Below are 2,841 nucleotides of genomic sequence, written 5' to 3' on the forward strand. Positions count from 1 at the left end.
CCAGACAGCCCTCAGTATCGATCATCCCGAGTAGAGAACCGCGAGAGGAGCCCTCATGCTCTCTGACCAGACTTGCCCGCAGTGCGCGCTCGACGTCGAGCCCGTCCCGTGCCCCGGTATCCACGTCGGTCGCGCCGACCACCGCGAGCGGTGGCTGCGCCTCGACGTCGACGAGACCGGCGACGAGCGCGTCATGCTCCCCTGCGACCCCGACACGGCCGAGGTCGAGCAGGTTCGGCTGATCCTGCGCGCGTGGCTAGCACGGCACCTCGACGATGCCGACATCGTCGAGACCATCGACGTCTTCGTCGATCAGATGCGCCGCGACAGTGACGACATCGACCTCGCCGTCGCAGACGAGGCCGCCGACCTCCTCGATATCCGGTGGCAGCTGCAGTCGTCCTAGGCAGCCGTCCGCCGGGTGGGGCGAGATGGTTCGGACATCTCGCCCCACTCTTGCGGGTCGTAGAGGTCGGAGCTACCCGGGGTTTAGTCTGCGAACGCAGATTGATAACCTTGGTTATAGGAGGTGGTCAGGATGACTACGATGCCGGCCCCCGAGGTGGGCTCAGACGTGAGGGCAGAGGTTCGGAAGGCGGCGAAGCTGCGCCGTCGTCGAGACCTCGATGATCTCGACTACCGGCGGACGCTGCGCAAGTTGCGCTCGGCAGTGGAGCGCCAGGGCGGCTATGTCCAGCGCTCTGTCGCTCAGGAGTTGGGCATCTCCCAGCCGGCGCTGTCGAAGGCGCTGCGCTCTACAGAGTCCGTCGAAGAGCCCCGCGAGGGTTTCTCTGGGGCAAGCCCCTATGAAATCTGCCAGCGTTATGACTCGGAGCTCATCGATCGTGAACAGCTCATCGACGAGCTCACCCGATGGAGCTATGGAGCGCAGGGGAGCACTGATGGTTATGACTCGCTGATCGTGGATGAGCCGGGCAGCTGGACCGATGTCGAGCTGGCTCTCGATCACGGGCTGATCGATGCCGAGACCTATGACTACATTCTCGATCAGATCAGTGATGCGTGATCGCTAAGTGGTGGAGTACTCACAGCACATCCAGACCATCACCGATTTCTCCAAGCCGGGGCAGCCGCTGGCGGCAGACGCCCCGACGGCGACCATCAACAACCCTGAGTGGTTCCGGCGAGACACGAAGACCGGGGCGCGCAGAACCCGCGCAACACGCAGGAAGCTCCACCTCCAACTGCGCCGGGAGGCGCGAGCGCAGGCCCCTGGCGTGCAGCAGGACCGCAGAGCCGTGGTGCTTGCCGGCCCGCCCGGGGCCGGGAAGTCGACGGTGCTCGACGACGTCCTAGGTGCCGACAAGCCGAAGTACCTCCGCATCGATGCTGACGACTTCAAGAAGTCGCTGCTGGAACAGGCGCTGCAGGATGGAAGCTTCAACGACTCGATCAAGCCCGCCGAGCTGAAAGATCACGAGTCCCAGACTGGCGACCGCTTCCATCCTATGGAGATGGCCTCCCTTGTCCATGAAGAGTCCTCTATGCTCGCTCGAACCATGCGGGCCGAGGCCATCGACAATGGCGAGAACATTGTCGTCGACACCGTGCTCTCCAGTGAGGACTCCGCCAAGGAACTGGGCGAGACGCTGAACGCAGCCGGATACCAAGTCGAGGTCATCAACGTTGAGGTGCCCTACGAGGTCTCTGCTCAGCGCATCAGAGAGCGGTGGGAACGAGACCAGCAGAAGGCCGAGCAGTCATCGCAGAATCTCGGCGGCCGCTGGGTGCCGAGCGAGTATGCCCGAGATGTCTATGACGGACCCGACGGCAAGACCAAATCAGAGCACGCGGCACAGCAGCTCGCGGAGAACTGCCCAGCGGTGAGGCGCTACCGCGTACACCGCACCACCTCCGAGTCTGACGGTGCCCAGCCGGAAGGGCGCTGGGACGTGGATCAATCGCGACTCCGCCGCGGTGACCCGCTGGTCTCGACAGAGGTCGTGAGAACGCAGCAGCGAGCACGCACTGCTGCCCCCGCGCGGCCGTCGAGGCCGACCTCCACACGTGAGGGGAACGGTCGGGAGTGATCACTCCTCGTCCTGCTCCCCGATAGATGCCCAAACCGGCACAGAGAGACCCCCGTCAAGGGTGGCGCGAAGCGCCATCGCGAAGCGACGCGAAGCGCCCTTGACGGGGGTCTCTCTGTGCCTGACCCTGCCGGCATCGGGGAGCAGGACCGCCGGCACCTAAGTAGGGCGATGGTTTAGTCCATCGCCGCCGACGATGAGTCGCCGTCGCCCGTCTCGGAAGGATGAGAGTTGTCACGCTCGTCGGAGCCCGCGCCGTCAGCCGCACTGGTGCTGCGCGCGGTCCCGGTGCGCTTCGATCCGCTGCGCGACGTCTTCTTTGTTGAGCGACGCTTCTTGGACGGATCAGAGAATCCGATCTTGCGGAGTTCGGTCTCGGACCAGCCTGCCTTCACAGCATCGTTCCAGGCTTGCAGCTCTTCTGCTTCGGCCTCGGTCAGGAGTCGCTTCACCTCTTCACGACGATCCTCCAGTGTCTGCTGTGCCTCGGCGAGGTGACGGACCGCGTTTACGCGCTCCTCCTGTGCTTTCTGTGCGCGCTCGACTGCTTCGTCGATGCTCGGTGGTGTAGTAGCCATGCGGCTACTGTATCGGTGAAGACGGACGGGGTCCATGGAATGGACCCCGAGCGCCTACGGCGCAGGGCCACCTTTCCAGGTGGCCGACAGAGCGAAAGGCGTCCCAGACGGAGCAAGCTATACGATAACCCTGGGGTTATCGGGCTTGACCCTAGACGCCGGGCTCTAGGGTGAGGCACACTGTAGGTGTGCTGTCCCCGCAGAAGGCGGGG

4 protein-coding genes are annotated in these 2,841 nt (G+C 64.3%); 3 read left to right on the forward strand and 1 reads right to left on the reverse strand.

Features of this window, described 5'->3' with window-relative positions; genetic code table 11:
- The first annotated feature begins 55 nt into the window (after positions 1-55).
- The 3 genes from GCL72_RS09610 to GCL72_RS09620 all read left to right on the forward strand — a co-directional run bounded on the left by GCL72_RS09610 (position 56) and on the right by GCL72_RS09620 (position 2,051).
- Positions 56-406 (forward strand): hypothetical protein, encoded by a 351-nt coding sequence (locus GCL72_RS09610; RefSeq protein ID WP_153144499.1) that lies wholly within the window; start codon positions 56-58, stop codon positions 404-406.
- Positions 407-538: 132 nt separating this feature from the next.
- Positions 539-1,027, forward strand: a complete 489-nt coding sequence (locus GCL72_RS09615) for a helix-turn-helix domain-containing protein (protein WP_153144500.1) — start codon at positions 539-541, stop codon at positions 1,025-1,027.
- Between the two features lie 7 nt (positions 1,028-1,034).
- A complete protein-coding gene (locus GCL72_RS09620) occupies positions 1,035-2,051 on the forward strand; it encodes a zeta toxin family protein (protein ID WP_153144501.1) in 1,017 nt (338 codons plus the stop codon).
- A 176-nt stretch (positions 2,052-2,227) separates the two neighbouring features.
- Here the strand turns inward: GCL72_RS09620 and GCL72_RS09625 are convergent, their stop codons facing one another.
- Complete coding sequence (locus GCL72_RS09625; RefSeq protein ID WP_153144502.1) at positions 2,228-2,629, reverse strand: hypothetical protein; 402 nt, start codon at positions 2,627-2,629, stop codon at positions 2,228-2,230.
- Positions 2,630-2,841 lie beyond the last annotated feature (212 nt).

Origin of the sequence: Nesterenkonia halophila, assembly GCF_009467795.1 — a bacterium.
Lineage (GTDB): Bacteria > Actinomycetota > Actinomycetes > Actinomycetales > Micrococcaceae > Nesterenkonia > Nesterenkonia halobia.